Origin of the sequence: Rhodovulum sulfidophilum DSM 1374, assembly GCF_001633165.1 — a bacterium.
Taxonomy (GTDB): Bacteria; Pseudomonadota; Alphaproteobacteria; order Rhodobacterales; family Rhodobacteraceae; genus Rhodovulum; species Rhodovulum sulfidophilum.
In genome coordinates, this window is record NZ_CP015418.1 from 3,879,145 (window position 1) to 3,894,362 (window position 15,218).

A 15,218-nucleotide genomic window follows, 5' to 3' on the forward strand; every position below is an offset into this window, starting at 1 on the left:
AGTCCGGGGGCGGGGGCAAGGTCAATCGAGCAGGACGCCGTTTTGCAGATGGGCCATCCGGTCGGCGATCCTCTGGCACAGGGCATGGTCGTGCGAGATGAAGAGCATCGCCAACCCCCGCCGTTCCTGCAGGTTCAGCAGCAGCCGCACGATCTTGGCCTGCACGCTGAGATCGAGCGCCGAGGTCGCCTCGTCCGCGATCAACACCGCCGGGTCCCGGATCAGAGCGCGGGCGATGGCGAGGCGCTGCAATTCGCCCCCCGAAAGCTCGGCGCAGGGGCGCAGGGTAAAAGGCGGGGCCGCGGGCAACTGGACCTCGGAAAGACCCGCCTCGACCCGGGTCCGGATATCCTCGCGGTTGAGCCCTGGACGAAAGCGCAAGGGCTCCGCCAGGGCCTCGGCCACCGTGAAATGCAGCGGCAGAGACTGGCGCGGGTGCTGGGGCACCAGCGATATCGCGCTGGCCTGATCGGGGCGCGTGCGGTCATGGGCGACCTCGCCCGCATCGGCCCGGTCGAGCCCCGCGAGGATGCGCGCCAGCGTGGACTTTCCGCTGCCGCTTGCCCCGTGCAGCGCGAGCGTTTCGCCCGAATAAAGCGTCAGATCCACGCCCTTCAGCACCGGCCGCGCGCCGTGGGACCGCGACAGGCCCCGCACCCTCAGCACCGGCACGATGCCACAGCGCAGGCAGGCCACCCGATGCTTCCCCTCTTCCTCCAGTTCGGGATGGGCGCCGTCATGGCAGAAGGGCAGCGCCTGCACGCAGCGATTGGCAAAGACGCAGCCCCTCTCGCAGGGCCGGTACTGGCCGGGAATGCCCTGCAGGTCCTTGCCCCGGTGCGCCGCGACCCGGCCCCGGATTAGCCCGCGCGTATAGGGGTGGCGGGGACGGCGGAGGACGGCCGGGGTGGGGCCGTGCTCTATAAGCCGCCCGCCATAAAGGACGGCGGTATCGGCGCCGATCTCCTCGGCCGCGTCCAGATCGTGGGTGACAAGCAGGACCATGCGGTCAGGCGCCTCGCGGGCGATGGCCGACAGGACATGGGTCCGGGTCGCGGGGTCGAGCGCTGCGGTCGGCTCGTCGAAGACAAGCAGGCGCGGGCCGTTGGCCAGCGCCATGGCGATCAGCACGCGCTGGATCTCGCCCCCCGAAAGGCCCGCAGGCCAGCGGTCCGCCAGATGTCCGACGCCCTGGCCGTCCAGCAGCCGAAGCGCCCGCTCCCGGGCGGTGCCGGGGGCCGTGCCCTGGGCCTCCATCGCGTCGGCGACCTGGGCCGCCACGCGCATCTGCGGGTTCAGCGCATCGCCAAGCGACTGGCGGACCAGTGCCGCCTCGCCGCCCCGGTAGCGGCCGAGCCGCGCCCGGTCGAAGCCCATCACGTCTTCGCCCTCAAAGAGGATGCGTCCCTCGGCGCGACCGCCGAACAACCGCATGAGTGCCAGTGCGAGGCTCGACTTGCCCGCGCCCGATTCCCCGATCAACGCCAGCGGGCGGCCGGGCCGCAGGCTCAGCCGCACATTCGCCAGAACCCGGTGGGGCCCTTGATAAAGGGAAAGATTCTCGATCGTCAGCATGGGGCGGTTTCCGTGGTTTCGGGAGCGCTGCGGTCCCGCTCGGCCGCGAGGCCGATCCGGCCGAGCACCAGAACGAAGCCGGTCAGGAACAGCGCGGGTGGCGCCACCAGCCACAGGATGCCGGGATGTTGCAGCTGGGTCAGCGCCTCGGCCAGCATGCTGCCCCAGCTCGGGATCGCAGGATTGGCAAGCCCCAGGAAGGCGAGCCCCGCCGCGTGCATCACCGCCCGGCGGCTGTTCATCACCGCCATTGCGGCCAGCACCGGCAGCATCGGCGGCAGGGCGTGGCGGCGCAGGAGGTAACCTGCCCCCGCGCCGAAGCTTTGCGCAAGATAGAAGCTGTCGCGCGCGCGTTCGCGGCGCACCATGGCGGCCACGGGCCGGATATCCGAGGGCCAGGAAAAGGCGATCAGGATCAGAGCAAGGCCCGCCGGGCCGGGGCGTGCATAGCTCGCGATCAGCATCATCAGCACCATGTCGGGCAGCGCCAGCATCAGGTCGCTGATCCGCAGCATCACCCGGCCCGCCCAGCCGGGTGCGCTCGCCACCGCATAGCCGTAGACCAGCGCCACCAGAACCGTGCCGCCGCCCGCGACGAGCCCGATTCCGATGCTGGCCGGCGCCGCGCGGAGCGCGCGGATCAGGTTGTCCTGGCCCAGGGGGCTCGTGCCCAGAAGATGCGGCCAGCCCGGGGGCACCAGCGGCGCGCCGGTCATCGCGGCATCGGTCAGTGGGAACAGCACCCCGCAAAGGGCGGCCAGGAACGCGAAGGCGATCAGGGGAAGAAAACGTCCCGCTCCCATCGCTCAGCCCCGCCGCAGCATTGCCAGAATCGCCAGATCGGCCAGAAGGTTGATGGTCAGGACCAGCGCTCCCACGGGCAGCAGGATCGCCTGGGCCAGCGCCTGGTCGCGGGTATAGACGGCCTCGAACAACAGACTGCCGAGCCCCGGATAGGCGAAGACCGTCTCGACAAAGACCGTGCCGATCAACAGGCCGTTCAGCATCATCGCGGTGCGGGCGATCAACTCGGGCGTGGCATTGGCGAGGATGTAGCGCAGGCGCAGGGGCGCGCCACGAATGCTCTTGCCCTGTGCCACGGCCATCATCGGGCGCCGGATCACCCGCAGGCCCGCCGCCCGGCCGAAATAGACGAAGCGCGCCAGGTCGCTCGCGACCAGCGTCAGGATCGGCGCAGCGGCGTGATGGGCGATATCGAGCGCCCGGGCGGGGGCCGTCCCGGCCGGGATCAGCGATTCCGCCCCCGAGACCGGAAGCCAGCCCAGCCAGACAGAAAAGACCAGCAATATCGCGATGGCCTTGACGAAGCCGGGGATGCCGTCGAGCACCGCAAGCCCCGCCAGAACCGGCTTTGACGCCCGGTGGCGGTCGCGCAGCGCCAGCTCGATCCCCAGCAGCGGCCCCAGCGCCAGCGACAGGATCGCGGTGCTGACGACCAGCAGCGCGGTCCAGGGCAGAACCGGCAGGATGACTTCGGCCACGGGGCGGGCGTGAAAGATCGAATGGCCCAGATCGCCCTGCGCCAGCCGCCCGGCATAGCGGATCAGCCCCTCGAGATAGCCGTGTCCGAGCCCGTGCATCTCGCGCAAGCGGTCCTGTGTGGCGGCATCGTTCAGCCCGGTGGCCAGATCGTCGTACAGCACCATCAGGGGATCGCCCGGCAGCGCCCAGAGCGCGGTGTAGTTCAGCAGGATCAACAGCCCCAACGTAAGCGCATATTCCGCAAGGCGCCCCAGCACCTGCGCGGCCGCCGGAATCGGGGCGGCCGTGACCGGTGCGGGCGTCATTCGGTGAAGGCCTGCTTGTTCAAGATCGAGGGGATACCGGGCGCCACGCCGCCCGGAGTATAGACGGGCGGACGGCCGGGCCGGCCCGCGGCCAGCGTGCGCGCGGCCACCAGCGGATAGGATGGCAGGGCGTCGGCATAAAGCCCAGCGGCTTCGGCCAGAAGTTCGGCGCGGCGCGCGGGGTTGGCTTCGCGCGACTGGGCCATCAGGGCGGCGGTCAGCGCGGGATCGGCATCGTATCCGTCCTGGTTCGACCTTGTGCCCATCACCGTCAGCCGCATCCGGTCGGGATCGCCCAGCATGCTGGAGGTCGCCATGGCCAGATCGAAATCGCCCGCGGCGATCCGGCCCTCGAAACTGGCCTGATCCAGCAGCACGATCCGCGTCTCGATCCCGATCTCGGCCAGCTGCGCCGCCACCAGCCGGGTGATCGGATCGAGGCTCTGGGGCGCCAGAAGCCGCAGGGGCGCCACGGGCGGCTGCCAGCCCGCACCGGCCAGCAGCGCACGGGCGCGGACGGGGTCGTAGGGGTAACGCTCGGTCCCGCCCTCGGTCAGCGAGGCCAGCAGGCCCGCGCTCCAGATCTCGGCCTCGCCCAGATAGGCGGTCTCGGCCATGCGCCGGCGGTCGAGACCATGGGCGATGGCCTGGCGCACGGCCCTGCCAGCGAAACGCGGCGTCCGGTGGTTGAAGCGCAGGCGCACGGGATGGCCACTGGAGTGACGCGCCAGGGCGAGCCCCGCCTGCCGCAGGTCTTCGGCCGCCGTCACTGGGACCGAGGTTGCCAGATCGACCTCCCCCGATTTTAGCCCAGCGATGGCGGCGATGGGCGACATGCGCACCAGGGCGATGCGGTCGATGGCGGGCGGCCCGCCGTAATAACCGGGATTGGAGCGGAAGATGTAGCGCCCCTTGGCCGGGTCGTAGCGGTCCAGCAGATAGGGGCCGGAGCCCGTCAGCGCCGCGGGGCCGGTGAACTCGAAGGGGGTCTCGATCCCCTCGAAGACATGGCGCGGCAGGATCGGCATCGCCCCCGCGACCATCGGCAGAAAGCTCGGCATCGGATGACGCAGGCGCACCAGAACCCGGTCCGCGCCCTCGGGCTCGGCTCCGGCGATGGCGTCGAGGGCGCCGAACATCAGCGGAAAACGCTCCACGTAGCCGAAGGTGAAGGCCACATCCTCGGCGGTGACGGGCCGCCCGTCATGCCATGCCGCGCCCTCTGCCAAGGTGATGCGGTAGGTCAGACCGCCGTCGAGCGGCTCGATCCGCCGGGCAAGGGCGGGTTGCAGTTCCCCGTTCGTGTCCTTCCACATCAGCGTGTCGAAGAGGAACGAGGTCAGCAAATAGCCCGGGCCGCGCCGCATGTGCAGATAGGGCGAGGGCTGGCCCCAGTTGCCTGTCGCGTCGGCGATGATGAAGGGACGGTCCCCGGGCTCGGCCGAACCGGGCACGGAAGCGAAAAGCCCCGGCAGCAGCCCCGCCAAAAGCGCCAGAGCGGTACGCAATCCTGTCACGATGATCTCTCCATCCGGGTTTCGGGTTACTTCGCCGCAGCTTCCGGGCTTGCCACGGCATCATTCTTGACAAAAAAACTAGGACACCCCCGCCAGCATACACATTCCCGGTTCCGAGGTATCCCGAGATCATGCCAAGACCTGTCGCGAAACGGACAGCTTCACTCCTGCCCAACCCGTCCCGCCTGCGCGAGATCGACGGCTCCGCCGATCTGGTCCTGATGAAGCCGTCCTATCTGGGCGGCGGCGACTGCCCAGGTGCCCACCGTCACGCGCGCGGGCAGTTCCTGTTTCCGCGGCATGGCCGGTTCCGGGTCTGCATCGAGGGACAGTCCTGGCTGGCGTCGTCCTCGCAGGCGGTGTGGATTCCGGCAGGCGCGCTCCATTGCGTGCGGCCGCTGGAAGATACCGAGATCCACAATGCCTATCTCTGCCCCGACATCTGCCGCACCCTGCCCGGCGAGCCCACGGCGATGGGGGTCTCGCCCCTGCTGGCGGAGTTGATCGCCTTCGGCCTGACGCCCGCCGCCTGTAGCAGAGGCCCGGACTGCGGCAGGGTTGCCAACGACCAGGGCGCGGCCGAGGCGCGGCGGCTGCAACAGGTAGTGGCCGACCAGATCCGGCGGGCGGGGGACAGGCCGGGCCTGCATGTGCCGACCAGCGAGGATGCAAGGCTGGCCCCGGTCCTGCGCCGGGTCATGGACAACCCGGCCGACAACCGCCCGCTGGAGGACTGGGCCGAGACAGCCCATCTTAGCTCGCGCACGCTCAGCCGGCTTTTCCTGCGCGAAACCGGCATGACCTTCGGCCAGTGGCGTCAGCGGGTCCGGATCATCGAGGCGATCTCGCGTCTGGGCGAGGGCCAGCCGGTGCTGACCGTGGCGCTGGATCTGGGCTATGCGAGTCAAAGCGCCTTTACCGCGATGTTCCGCAAGATGACGGGCCGCACCCCGTCCGAGATCCGCGCCCGGCGCCGCGGCGCCTGATCCGCAGCTGTCCATCTCGCGACGCAGTTTGGCCGGTGCGAGACAGACGACCGGCCCCGGCCCTGCTAAGGCTCCAATCCCGACAAGAACGCTCAGCCAAATCGCGGAAGCATTGGTGACGGACGGAGACCAAGACATGACAGAACGGGTTCACTTCTTTTGTCCAGCGGCACGGATTGCCCTGGGCTTGACCTTCGGCGCAACCACCTTGGTTCCCGAAGCCCGCGCCGATGCCGACAACTATGCGCTGGGCCATATCCTGCTGGGGATCGAGGACGCGGACCCCGACAAAGAGGTGATCGAAGCCGACGAGGTCGAGGCCCGCCAGCCCGCCACCCTGAACGAGCTGTTCGCCACCACACCCGAGATCAGCGTCAGCGGCGGCAACCGCACGGCGGCGCAGAAAGTCTATGTGCGCGGCCTTGAAGAGACCAACCTGAACGTCACCGTGGACGGGGCGGTCCAGACCGGCGGCCAGTACCGGCACAGCGGCAACATGGGCATAGACCCGTTCCTGCTGAAACGGGTCGAGGTCGAGGGCGGCACGGCTTCGGCCCTGTCGGGACCCGGCGCCTTGGGCGGCGCGATCCGCTACGAGACCAAAGATGCCGCGGACTTGCTGTTGCCCGGCCAGACCCAGGGGGTGATGTTGCGGTTCGGCGGGCAGTCGAACGGCAACCGGTTGAGCACCGGGCTTGCGGTCTACGGCGCACCGGACGAGCGGTTCAGTTACCTCTTCTACGGCAGCAAACAATGGGCCGACAATTACACCGACGGGCGCGGCGAGAAGGTCAGCTATTCCGGCAACGACCCCCTCGACGGCCTGGTAAAGCTCCGCTTCGCGCCCGCCGAAGGACACCGGATCGAGTTCGTGAACAGCTATCGCGAAGACAATGGCTGGCGCGACCGGCGCATGAATTTCGGTCTGGCCGATGACAGCGAAACCCCCGAGGATCAGGAAGCCACCCGCCGATCGACCACCCTGCGCTACAACTATGATCCGTCCGACAACGCGCTGATCGACCTGACGGCCACCATCTACGACACCGAAAACCGTATCCTGCGCAAACCCGAGGCCGGACGCCGGAGGGGCGAGGGCGAGACCCGCGGCGCGGACATCCGCAACCGTTCCGCACTGGGCGACCTGACCCTGACCTACGGCGCCGACTACCTGCGCATCCACACCCGCGGCAAAGCCGAAGGCGATGGGTGGTATTCGGAAACCGGCTATAATCAAGGACTTTACCTTCAGGGCGATTACGAGATCGACCCCCACTGGCACGCGACCGCCGGACTGCGCTACGACAAGTCCTGGCTGACAGATCTGGCGGGCAACGACTATCGCGGCGACCGGCTCAGCCCCAATGCCGGGCTGCGCTACATGCCTGTCGAGGGCCTGACCATCTTTGCCAGCTGGGCCGAGGCCTATCGCGGCATTCGCCCGATTCCGGGGATGAAGCTGAACCTGGGCGCAATCGACCCCGATACCGACACCGGCCTTGACGGCGAAGTGGCGCGGACCACGGAAATCGGGGTATCCTACGCGGGCGGCGTCTGGCGGAGCGGGCTGTCGGCCTACAGCACTAGGATTTCCGATTACGTCCTTTATGGCGGCCAGCGGGGTACCCCCTACAAGCGCAGCAATGGCGGCGATATCGAGCTCACGGGCTTTACCGTGCGGCTGGGCCGCGACTGGGGCAACCTTTCGGGGGATATCAGCTACAACCACAGCGACACCGATTTCGCGGGAGACCCGGCCAGCCCGTCGAGCTGGGGCAACGGCGTCGCCCCCCAAGGCGACAAAATCGTTCTTTCCTTGGGCTACCGGATGCCGCGCCACGACCTGCGAATCGGCTGGACCAGCACCGTCGTGCTGGCCGAGGACGACCTGCCCGAGAGCTACACCCTGAGCGACAAGCTGCCCGCCTATGACGTCCACGACCTGTCCGTCGTCTGGCGTCCGCGCCCCAATGCCGAATACAGCCTGGCCCTGACGAACATCTTCGACGAGGCCTATATCGATCATGCCACCCCCCCGGCGGGTAACGCGGAGACGCTCCTTTACGAAGAGGGCCGCTCGATCCGCCTGGCCGCTACCTTGCGGTTCTGACGCCGTCTGAACCGGACCCGAAACTGAAAGGGACGCTATGCCTTCGAATGACACGACACCGGCCGCCTCCGCCTGCGGCGCCGGGAGGACGCGGGAAGACTGGAACCGGCGCTATTCCGAGACCGAGCAGCTTTTCGGCATCGAGCCCAATATCCACCTGGCGCGAGAGCTATCCGATCTGCCCCCGGGCCGCGCGCTGGATCTGGCCTGCGGCGAAGGGCGCAACAGCTTCTGGCTCGCGGAACGCGGTTGGCAGGTCGACGGGATCGATCTGTCGGACGTGGCTGTCGAGCGGGCGCGCGCGCTGGCGGAACTCCGGGGACTCGGCGGCCGCATGACCTTTCATGCCGCCGATCTGAGCGAATTCGCCCCCGAACCCGGGCGCTGGGATCTGGTCATCATGATGTATCTGCACCTGCCCTGGGACCGGCTGCGCCCGATCCTGTACCGCGCGGCTGAAGCGCTCGCCCCGGGCGGCACCTTCTTCCTGGCCGGGCACGATCTCGCGAATTTCGAGAAAGGCCATGGCGGCCCGAAATCGCCTGCGGTGCTTTACACGGCAGAGGACGTCGCGGCGGCTCTGGACGACCAGATCGAGATCGGCCTCGCCCGACAAGTCGAACGGGTGGTGCGCCTTCCGGACGGCGAAAGGACAGCGCTCGATTGCATCCTGCGCGGCCGGCGTCGGCCACCAGCGCCGGTCGAGAGCCTCGGCGGGGGGCTGCCACGCGATCCTGCCGGTCTGTGAGCAGATCCTGGACGGGCTCGCGGCCGCGGGCGCCAAATGGGTGCAGATCGACGGGCCGGTACTGGTGAAGGATCTGACCGCGCGCCAGCAGGTGGCCCTCGCCACGGCCTATGACGTGCTCGCCAAGGCCGGGCCGAAGATCATGCGGGCCAACTATTTCGGCGCGCTCAGAGGCGCTGCGGCTGTCGACCCTCTCCTCCTGAGCCTCGCGCTCCTCTCCTGCACCCCGGCCATCCGGGCGCCGGAGAGCCCGCCATCCCGGCCGCGTCCTATACGCGCGCCGCCTTTGGATCGGGATGGACCGATACGGACGCGACTGCCTCGATACCCGGGCGGAGCTGCTGGCCGATCTCTCAACCGTGTCGGTCACGCTGGGGGCCTCCCCGCTTGCGCAGCGACGCGTTGTAGCTGAACCAGTTCGTCGTGCGATAGTTGGCGGGAGATGGTTTGCTCATGCGATCCGTGTAACCACTTGGATTCGCGCAGTGAATCCTCAGACGTTAGAACTCTGCAACAACGCCGATCCGCGGCAGCATGTGCAGGCAAGCATCGGAAACACTCCGCGCAAAGGATGTGCAGTCTTCTGTTTTAGATGCGATGATGTCGTCGGTCGCACCATGAACACCTGAATAGATCAACAACGCCATCATGCACGCCAAACCAAATCAATGGGTCCCGACCCGAGTCATGGCGCAGCCGTGGCGTATCTGTCCCATAGGGCTTCCTTACATGCCAGCGAATGGATCGCACCATCAAACCGTGGGATCAAACACCTAGCGCACAAACACGCCGCATGAAAGCACCCTACATTCGGCGCTTACGATTTATTAGGCGGCCTCATTTAAATGAGATCCAGCAACAGCGCGACACCTGTTCATTTGTCTCGCCGCCCCCCCCTATTGTCCCGTTCGGTGTCCCACATTGTTCGGTGCGCCCATGAGGAATGAGGCACGCATTGAAAATAAACGGCGCCTTGCCCTATGTTTCGATCGGATCTGCCTCGCTCTGCATCAACACGCTGGCCCTGGCGGCGCCGCTGTTCATCCTGCAAGTTTACGATCGCATCATCCCGAATCACTCGGAGAACACGGCCGCCCTCATAGGGCTGGGCGTTCTCTGCGCTCTAGCACTTGAAACCGCGTTAAAGATTGCACGCTCCAAAGTTCTGGCGCCTCTTGCGATAGATTATGAAGTTCGGGCCAGCTGTGGCGCCGCACGTCATCTCTTTCACGCTGACCTGGCGGCATTTGAGCGTGTTTCGCCGGGCGCGCACATGGAACGACTCGCCGCCGTCGCCCAGCGACGCTTTAATGGCACCGGGCAAACACTTCTGGCCATTTGCGATTTCCCCTTCCTGTTCGTTTTTATGTGGATGATCTGGATTCTGGGCGGTCCGGTCATCATCGCGCCTGCTCTCGGCGCCATTGCGCTGGCTGTTGCGGCAGCACCGGCAAACCGCTCTGCGCGAGAGGCTCTGGCCCGCGCGCTGTCTCTGGACGACCAGCGATACGATTTCCTGCTCAGCACGCTTTCAAGCCTGCCATCGCTCAAGGTCGCCAATCTGGAACGCCCGGTGTTGCGCCGATACGAAAGCCTTCAAAAGCGGCGCCTTGCTGCACAGGGGGAGGCATTCACGGCTGATCAGCGGCTGACCGATCTATCGCAACTCGTCGTACAGCTCTCGATCATCGGGGTCATCGTGCTGGGCAGTGTGCTGATATTGCAGGGCCGCATGTCGATAGGGGGACTATCTGCCTCGACCTTGCTGGCGGGTCGTTTCCTGGCACTCATCAGAAACCTGATCCTTCTGGCTTCGCGCTTGCAAACATCCAGCATCGGGCGCGAGCAGATGGATGCAATTTTCAAGATTCCTGTCAGATCGGCATCCTCCGGCATCCTGGACGCCAGTCAGGCACCGCCCAGGCTGAGCCTGCGTGGCGTCGTTTTCAACGATAACGATGGCAAGCGGGTGCTCGACGGCGTCGATCTGGACCTTCGGGAAGGACATACCGTCGGTCTTGTCGGGGACAACGGCAGTGGCAAGAGCATCCTGCTGGCGCTCGCCGCAGGCCTTTACTCCCCGACTTCCGGAGAGGTTCTCCTGGGCGGGCATCCCCTATCTGACTATACCGACCAAAGCCTGCGCAGGACCATCTCGTTGGTGTCCCAGCAAGAGACGTTGTTCGCAGGCTCAATCCTCGAGAACATTTCGATGTTCGCCCCTGAACGCGTCGATGCCGCGCTCAGGGCGGCAGAGCGAACCGGTCTCACCGAGCTTATCAAGCCATTACCAAAGGGCTTTACCACGATAGTCGGCGACGCCGCTGCCGACGGGCTGCCACGCGGTGTCGTGCAGCGCATCGCGCTTTGCCGGGCACTGGCCCTGGATCCGCAGGTCCTGCTTTTCGACGACGCCAATTCGGCAATTGACGACCAGGGCGATGAAAGGGTCGCGGAGCTTTTTGCAGATATTCGTGAACGTTGTGCGATCCTTTTCGTCAGTCACAGGCCAAGCGTCCTGGGCCGCGCCGACGCGATTGTGCGGCTGGCAAACGGACGGATCAGCACTGTCGAAGGCACGTTCTGATGGCAGGCACCGGAACCGAAAACCGATCCGGCGGAGCCAATGGTCGGTTGGCCCGCCTTGAGGCGGAGCCTGCCGTGCATGGGCAAGGACAGGTGTGGGACGCCGTCGACGAAACACTTGCCGTCTGCCTGTATGACGCGCTGCGCGATCTCGGCTGGCGGGGCGAGCTTCGGGATCTGCGCCTGTCCTTTGCATTGGATCTTTCGGGTGACAGAGTGCTGGATACGCTCAACGCTGCTGCCCGGCTCGGCTTTGCGGGTCACGTCAGGCGCGGCAGGGCATTTCCCGAGAAGGATCTGGCCCGCACAGCCCTTGGGCCAGGCGGCACGACGCAAGGCCTGCTGTTCTTGCCCCTCCGTGGAGAGCCTCGCTTTCTGCGGATGCGCGCAGCCGATGCCCGGCACGCGGTGCGGTTGGGTGCAGGCTCGCTCATTCGCTTTGAACGCGTCGAAACGCCTGCTTCGGAAATCGGGAAATCCTGGCTCGGCCAAAGACTGCGTGCGCAGCTTCCGCTGGTCCTGCGCGCGCTGTTGCTGACGTTTTTCGCAAATCTGGCGGCGGTGGCCAACCCACTGTTCGTGATGGCGGTCTACGACAAGGTGGTGGTGTCGGAATCGACCGCTTTGCTCGCCTATCTTGCCGCCGGAGTGGTCGCCGCCGCCTGGATGGAAATGCTGATGCGTCGGCTCCGCGGTCGGATCATGAACCGCGCCAGCCTGCGGCTGGGATATATCGTCGGAAATGCAGTCTTCGGCCGCATCCTGGCACTGCCAAGTCGCACAACCGAAAGAGCGGGACTGTCGAGCCAGATTGCCAGAGTGCGCGACGTGGATCGGATCCGGGATCTGTTGCGCGGGCCGCTCGAGCAGGCACTGCTCGACACCCCCTTTACACTGCTTTTCGTTGCCGCTGTCGCAATCGTCGGCGGCTGGCTGGCCCTGATCCCGCTCTGCTTCATGATCCTGTTTGCAGCTCTGGCAGCGATCGGTGAGCGGCATATGCGTGGTCGTGGTGCGGAGGTTGCAAAAGCAAGCGCGCAACGCCAACTCGTGACGCTTGAAATGATGCATCGCATGCGTGCGATCCGCGCCGCGGGCGGCGAAACGGTTTGGCTGGAACGCTATCGCGACAGCGCAGCAAAGGCGGCCCGGGCGAGCGAGCGCAACACCACCTCGGCCCAGATTTTGGCCGCCATCGGCCAGTCGCTTGGCACAGGAGCAGCTCTTGCGACACTCTTCGCGGGCATTTTCCTGGTGCTCGCCGATGCGATGACGACCGGCGGGCTGATCGCCAGCATGATGTTGGTCTGGCGCCTGATCGCGCCGATTCAGAACGCATTCCTGGCGGCGACGCGGATAGGTCAGCTGGTCGCATCCGCCCGCCAGATCGACCGGCTGATGGAAACCGAGGCAGAGATCGCCCCTGGCGAGGGCGACGGCGAGCGGCCGCCAATCCAGGGCGAAATCGCCTTCAACCGCGTGACGTTCCGATATGGGCGCGAAACCGAACCGATTCTCGGCGGCGTGAGCTTCACTGCGCAGCCCGGAGAGATCGTTGCCATTGTTGGTCGCAACGGAAGCGGAAAATCAACTCTGCTAAAGCTGGTCGCCGGGCTATACGAAGCGCAGGCAGGCAATATTCGCCTAGATGGCCGAGATCTCCGTCAATTCGACCCGACCCATCTGCGTCGCGCCATCTCCTACGTCCCGCAATTGCCGAGTTTTCATTACGGCACCCTACGCGACAATCTGTTGATGGCCGAGCCGGAGGCTGACGAGCAGGACATCGCCGAAGCGTTGCAGCTCGCAGACGCGGCGACGGCCATAGCGGCATTGCCCGAAGGCTTGGACACCTTCTATGACGCCCAGCTTGTCACCTTGCCGGTCGGACTGCTGTCGCGTCTGTCACTGGCGCGCATGTACCTGCGAAAAGCGCCTGTCGTCCTGTTGGACGAACCGGCGACGGGCATCGATTTCATGGGAGAATTCGCCTTCATCGGCGGGCTGGAGCTGTTACGAGCCCGCGGCGCGACCGTGCTGATCGTCACCCATAACCGCCAGCATCTCGGCGTCGTGGACAAGATCCTGATGCTCGAGGAAGGCACTGTGCGCTTTTTCGGCTCTGCCGAAAAAGTGCGCGACCGAATTCCCAAGGGATTGATCTGATGTTGGACGAAAAAAGCGCATCCGCCGGGATTAAGGACGGGTTCGCCGTCGAGGATTTCGTCCGCGACACCGGCATCGGCCCTCTGACCCATGCCATGATCTGGATGATCGCCGGAGGTCTGCTCGCATTCCTAGCATGGGCTGCAGTAACGCCGGTCGACGAAATCGCCAAGGGAACAGGAGAATTCGTTCCAGCCGGCGCCGTACGCGCGCTTGACCACCTGGAAGGCGGGATTGTGGAGGAAGTGTTGGTAAAGGAAGGCGAGGTCGTCGCGCAAGGCCAACCCTTGCTAAGTTTAACCAGTACGGCCACCATCTCAAATCGTGACCAGTTGATCGCTCGACGAACGACGCTGGAGCTGCAAGCTGAACGTTTCGCGGCCTTCGCCGAGCGGCGACGTGCTGACTTTCATCGTTTCACGAGTGACGAAAAACTGATCGCGGAACAAGAACGCCTTTTAAATGCCCAGATTGGTGTCCGCGTTAGCCAAGAAAAAATTTTTCAAGAGCAAGTCACAGGATTGGAAGCACAGATCGACGCGGTGTCTCTGCAGAAGGAAACCCTCGCCGAGGCATTGGCCCTGATTGACCGGCAGGCTGCTATTCGCGAAGGCCTGGTCGGCAAGGGGCTGAACCCGCTCCTTCAACTGCTTGAGATACAGCGAGAGCGGACCATGGCCGTGGCGCAACTGCGCGAGCTGGATAGTAGTATTTGGTCTCTTCGAAACGACATCTCCCAGGTCCACACCCGAATCAGCGAGTTTCACGGACGCTTGCTCGAAGAGGCGCTTAACCAACTGGAAACCGCCAATGCAGAGCTGGCCGAGATCCGTGAGCAGCTGACTGCCCAAAATGACAGGATCAAGCGGCTGCTTATCGTGGCGCCGGCGGCAGGCATCGTACAAGAGCTCGCCGTTCGCACGGTGGGTGGTGTGCTGAAGCCCGGTGAGACAGCCGCTCGGCTGGTGCCATTGGATGACGAATTGATCGCAGAGGTTCAGATCTCACCGCGCGACATAGGATTCGTTCAAGTCGGCCAAGCGGTGAAACTGAAGGTCATGGCCTTTGATTTCAGCCGCTACGGACATGTTTATGGCAAGATCTCAAGCATATCACCCAGCACATTCCTGGACGCAAACAAAGTCCCCTACTACCTTTGTCGCATACATTTAGACTCCAGCCAGATTGGCTCAGAGGGCGAAACGCGCCACTTTCTTCCCGGAATGACGATTCACGCCGACATTTTGACCGGAAAAAAGACCATTCTTCAGTATTTCTTAAAGCCACTCTACACAATAGTCGATGGCACGCTGGGGGAAAGGTAACCCAGGGGTCTGGGGAAGCGTTTGATGTCTGAGGGTAAAAAGATTGCGGAACCTCCGCTTGGGACGGAGAATGACGCGTTGAGCGCTCAGCTGACACCGCCTGGCCGCGAGCGCGTCGAGGTAATCGAACGTCCTGTAGACGCAAATGCGGCCATACGCGCCGTCGATGACCGCAGTATGTCTCTGATCCATCGCGGCGAGGTCGACGAGCCCCCCCTTCTCAGCGCGCGCGCCCCTGACTCTGTCGGTGGACCCTCAGCGGAAACCATGGACGTTTGGCGCGCCGAAGAGACGACAACTATGTCGGTCTCAGATTTCGGACCAATGCCATCCCTTTCCTGGAGCGCCCCCGTCAGCGGCGCCTCGCTTGGCACGATTGCACTCCCGAGTGGCGTCT

Annotated in this window: 11 protein-coding genes; 7 read left to right on the plus strand and 4 right to left on the minus strand. The window is 65.2% G+C overall.

Going from position 1 to position 15,218, the window contains the following annotated elements; all coding sequences use genetic code 11:
* Positions 1-21 precede the first annotated feature (21 nt).
* The 4 genes from A6W98_RS18075 to A6W98_RS18090 are packed head-to-tail and all read right to left on the minus strand — an operon-like array spanning position 22 to position 4,900.
* A complete protein-coding gene (locus tag A6W98_RS18075) occupies positions 22-1,575 on the minus strand; it encodes an ABC transporter ATP-binding protein (RefSeq protein ID WP_042465375.1) in 1,554 nt (517 codons plus the stop codon).
* Entirely contained in the window at positions 1,569-2,378 is an 810-nt protein-coding gene (locus tag A6W98_RS18080; protein WP_052678109.1) for an ABC transporter permease, read from the minus strand. The genes A6W98_RS18075 and A6W98_RS18080 overlap by 7 nt, the downstream gene beginning before the upstream one ends.
* Before the next feature lie 3 nt (positions 2,379-2,381).
* A complete protein-coding gene (locus tag A6W98_RS18085; protein ID WP_042463997.1) occupies positions 2,382-3,383 on the minus strand; it encodes an ABC transporter permease in 1,002 nt (333 codons plus the stop codon).
* A complete protein-coding gene (locus A6W98_RS18090) occupies positions 3,380-4,900 on the minus strand; it encodes an ABC transporter substrate-binding protein (protein WP_155734844.1) in 1,521 nt (506 codons plus the stop codon). The genes A6W98_RS18085 and A6W98_RS18090 overlap by 4 nt, the downstream gene beginning before the upstream one ends.
* A gap of 131 nt (positions 4,901-5,031) precedes the next feature.
* On the opposite strand from A6W98_RS18090, the gene A6W98_RS18095 reads away from it, so the two are divergent.
* From A6W98_RS18095 to A6W98_RS18120, 7 genes are all read left to right on the plus strand, one after another.
* A complete protein-coding gene (locus A6W98_RS18095; RefSeq protein ID WP_081257628.1) occupies positions 5,032-5,886 on the plus strand; it encodes a helix-turn-helix domain-containing protein in 855 nt (284 codons plus the stop codon).
* A gap of 187 nt (positions 5,887-6,073) precedes the next feature.
* The gene (locus A6W98_RS18100; protein ID WP_042464001.1) at positions 6,074-7,996 is read left to right on the plus strand and encodes a TonB-dependent receptor domain-containing protein; all 1,923 of its coding nucleotides are present in this window, start codon (positions 6,074-6,076) and stop codon (positions 7,994-7,996) included.
* Between the two features lie 37 nt (positions 7,997-8,033).
* The gene (locus A6W98_RS18105; RefSeq protein WP_042464003.1) at positions 8,034-8,744 is read left to right on the plus strand and encodes a class I SAM-dependent methyltransferase; all 711 of its coding nucleotides are present in this window, start codon (positions 8,034-8,036) and stop codon (positions 8,742-8,744) included.
* Positions 8,745-8,751: 7 nt separating this feature from the next.
* Positions 8,752-9,156, plus strand: coding sequence for a hypothetical protein (locus tag A6W98_RS22420; protein WP_406679193.1), 405 nt, complete (start codon positions 8,752-8,754; stop codon positions 9,154-9,156).
* Between the two features lie 543 nt (positions 9,157-9,699).
* Positions 9,700-11,331 (plus strand): peptidase domain-containing ABC transporter, encoded by a 1,632-nt coding sequence (locus tag A6W98_RS18110; protein WP_168161839.1) that lies wholly within the window; start codon positions 9,700-9,702, stop codon positions 11,329-11,331.
* Complete coding sequence (locus tag A6W98_RS18115) at positions 11,331-13,496, plus strand: peptidase domain-containing ABC transporter (protein WP_081257630.1); 2,166 nt, start codon at positions 11,331-11,333, stop codon at positions 13,494-13,496. The genes A6W98_RS18110 and A6W98_RS18115 overlap by 1 nt, the downstream gene beginning before the upstream one ends.
* Positions 13,496-14,821: an HlyD family type I secretion periplasmic adaptor subunit gene (locus A6W98_RS18120; RefSeq protein WP_042464008.1), complete on the plus strand. Its 1,326-nt coding sequence runs from the start codon at positions 13,496-13,498 to the stop codon at positions 14,819-14,821. The genes A6W98_RS18115 and A6W98_RS18120 overlap by 1 nt, the downstream gene beginning before the upstream one ends.
* Positions 14,822-15,218 lie beyond the last annotated feature (397 nt).